This window comes from Ginsengibacter sp., from assembly GCF_057362405.1.
The window spans coordinates 1-3,115 of sequence record NZ_JBMQQG010000222.1; the positions used below are offsets into that span (position 1 = coordinate 1).

Sequence of the window (3,115 nt, forward strand, 5' to 3'; positions counted from 1 at the left end):
TACCAACTGGATGAAAAATTTCGATCCCCGGTTTTATTTTGAACAAACCATAAGTATTATCAATCCTAATAAAGGACCAGAGAATATTAAAGCAGATGACGATACAGCAAATCATATACGATTCTTTCCGGAGGGAGGAAATTTAGTTTATAATTTCCCGAACACGGTTGCTTATAAAATTACAAATGCATACGGTGAAGGCTTGGCCGCAAGTGGAACTGTAGTGAATGAAAAGAATGATACAATTGCGGAATTTGAAACGGAACACTTTGGTATGGGAACGTTCGCTTTTACTCCTTTACAGGGCCATAAATATCATGCAATAATAAAAGTGAATAGCTCATTGGTGACGAAAGACCTTCCCGGAATTTATAATAGCGGCTGGGTAATGCATCTGGCAGATGAAGGCAGCACACTTTCTGCAGATATTTCCTGCAACATCGAAACGGAACACAGTGTCTTTTTATTTGCCCACACAAGGCATTCAACAAAGTTTGCAAAAATGCAATCGCTAATTAATGGACATACGGTTTTTAGGATCAGCAAATCAGAATTTGGCGAAGGCATTTCGCAACTAACCCTTTTTAATGAAGAAAAGCAACCGGTATGTGAAAGACTTTATTTTAAAAAACCAACCAATGTGTTGGCCATAAAACTGGAAGATATTATTGCTGCAGAAGAACCAAGGCAAAAAGTTGATTTAAAACTATCAACCTTTGAAACTAACGGTAGTACCACAAGCGCAGATATGTCGGTCGCTGTTTACCTCACAGATTCGTTGCAAGTTGAACAAAAAGTCAATCTAATAAATTATCTCTGGCTTACTTCCGATCTAAATGGTGTTATTGAATCTCCCGGTTACTATTTTGAAAACGCCGGAGCTGACGTTGATAAGGCAACAGATAACCTAATGCTTACACAGGGCTGGCGCAGATTTAAATGGGAAGATGTTCTTAGTAACAAAAAACCATCTTTTACTTATTTACCCGAATATGAAGGGCATATTATTACTGGACGGATATCGCCAAAAACAGGCAGTTTACCCGATACCGGCGTTACGGTCTATCTTTCAGTGCCGGGCAAACATTTTAAGTTTGCGAATACCACTACGTCAAAAGATGGTTCAATACAATTTAATATTGAAAAATTTTATGGCAACCGGGAACTGATTGCCCAAACTGATGCGGCGGATAGCAACTACCGGGTTTTTGTAGACAAACCTTTTTCGGAGCAATATGATGATATACCCATCGGCCCTGTTCCTGTAACACCTTCCCGTGCCAACGATATTTTATTGAGAAGTATTGGAGCGCAGGCGCAAGATATCTATGAGCCGGAGAAAGAAAATAATTTTACGTTACCAGTGTCGTTCGATACAACTGCTTTTTATGGAAAGCCTTCCAGGCAATATTACCTGGACGCATACACGAGATTTCCAACTATGGAAGAAGTAATGAGAGAATATGTAAAAGAAGTTCACGTAAAGAAGAGAGATAAAAATTTCCGGTACGAAGTTTTTGATGAACCTTATGTAACCTATTTTAATGACGATCCGTTGGTCTTACTGGACGGCGTGCCCGTTTTTAATGTAGATAAAATAATTGCCATGGATCCGTTAAAAATTCAAAAGGTTGATGTGATAACTGCAAAGTTTTTTAAGGGCGACCAGCATTATGATGGCATCGTAAGTTACGGCACTTATAATGGTGATCTTGAAAGTTATCAGCTTGATCCCAATTCACTGGTAGTTGAATACGACGGCCTTCAGTTACAAAGAGAATTTTATTCGCCTCAATATGAAACTAATGAGCAGTTACTAAGCCGTAAGCCCGATTACAGGAATGTTTTATATTGGTCGCCGGATGTAAAAACTAAAAACGGGAAAGCGGATATTTCATTTTATACGTCTGATATATCGGGTAAGTATGTCGTATTTATTCAGGGAATTTCTAATGATGGCCTTGCGGGTGTTGCAACAGGAAGTTTTACTGTAACAGCTAAATAAAAAAATTGCTCCTTCTCACATCCATTTTTCCAAAAACAAATGAAACTCATTTTTTAACTCATGAAATAATTTCTCATAAGTTTCAGCGCTGCTTCTTAATGCTACATTATCTTCCACATAGATAGATTCAGTATCTGTTCCGATATCAGCGGCACGTGCAAGTTTACGGTCCGCGGCTTTCAATTCATGAAATAATTCATCAGATACTTCCAATTGCCTTATAAACTGGTTTTGAAAATGTTCCACTCCCTTCAGCGCCTCTTCATGACTATTTTTCCGCACAACGCCGCCAAGTTGTTTCTGAAAAATCAGGATCTCAGCTCTTATTAATTCTACATTGCTCTTCCATTCAGTAATTTCCGCATGAAGTACGCCTACCCGCTTTTTATTTTCTACCATAATATTTTTTTTAACATTCAATCATAATAATATTATATCATTTGCCCCTATAAAATTAATGATTCGTTACTATTTTCAGGCCGCAGATTAATAAAAATTTATAACGATCTCTTTAAATATCTCAAATTTTTGTTTGCATATCTTTACAGCAAAAAGCTCCTGAGTTTCCCGGTTTTATATAAAAAGATTAGGTCATTTTCTGCCAAATTATATTGGAGAGAGATACTTGCCGTACTAATGATATTGCTGGCATTTATTTTTTTCAGAAGTGAGCGTAGAGAATTACTGCAAATTATTCCAAACATCGAAAATGCCAATGGCAGCTGGTTAATTACCGGTGTTATTGTAACGCTTGTCTACATACTTCTTCAAAGCGGCATGTATGTAAGCAGCTTCTTTTCGATCGGCCTCCCTCTGAAATGGGTCGACGCCATCGAACTTTTTTTAAAGAGAAATTTCCTGAGTATTTTTTTACCTGCAGGTGGCGTAAGCGCTTTGGCCTATACTCCATCGCAACTAAGAAAAAGAGAGTTCAATAAAACACAAATCCACCAGGCCAGTGGATTGTACGCTTTCGCCGGGTTGTTCACTGTTTTTCTTGTTGGCTTTCCCGTAGTAATTCTTTTTGCATTATCTGCTAACAAACATTTGGCGAGCGCATGGATTGGTTTGATACTGGTAGTTTTCATTTTGGCCGGCATCATTTTTATA

At 37.9% G+C, this 3,115-nt stretch carries 2 protein-coding genes and 1 pseudogene; 2 read left to right on the forward strand and 1 reads right to left on the reverse strand.

The features are described 5' to 3' along the window. On the forward strand, positions 1-2,005 hold a 2,005-nt coding region (locus ACO1O5_RS18890; protein WP_486273020.1), incomplete at its 5' end, for a hypothetical protein. 15 nt (positions 2,006-2,020) lie between these two features. Here ACO1O5_RS18890 and ACO1O5_RS18895 read toward each other — a convergent pair. Beyond that, complete coding sequence (locus tag ACO1O5_RS18895) at positions 2,021-2,404, reverse strand: hypothetical protein (RefSeq protein ID WP_486273022.1); 384 nt, start codon at positions 2,402-2,404, stop codon at positions 2,021-2,023. 129 nt (positions 2,405-2,533) lie between these two features. Here ACO1O5_RS18895 and ACO1O5_RS18900 point away from each other — a divergent pair. Then, positions 2,534-3,115: pseudogene (locus ACO1O5_RS18900) on the forward strand (ABC transporter permease); the annotation flags it as partial.

What these genes read in the sequence shown, in the direction of transcription:
- ACO1O5_RS18895 (WP_486273022.1), bottom strand. Translation starts at nt 2,404, where the DNA reads ATGGTAGAAAATAAAAAGCGGGTAGGCGTACTTCATGCGGAAATTACT.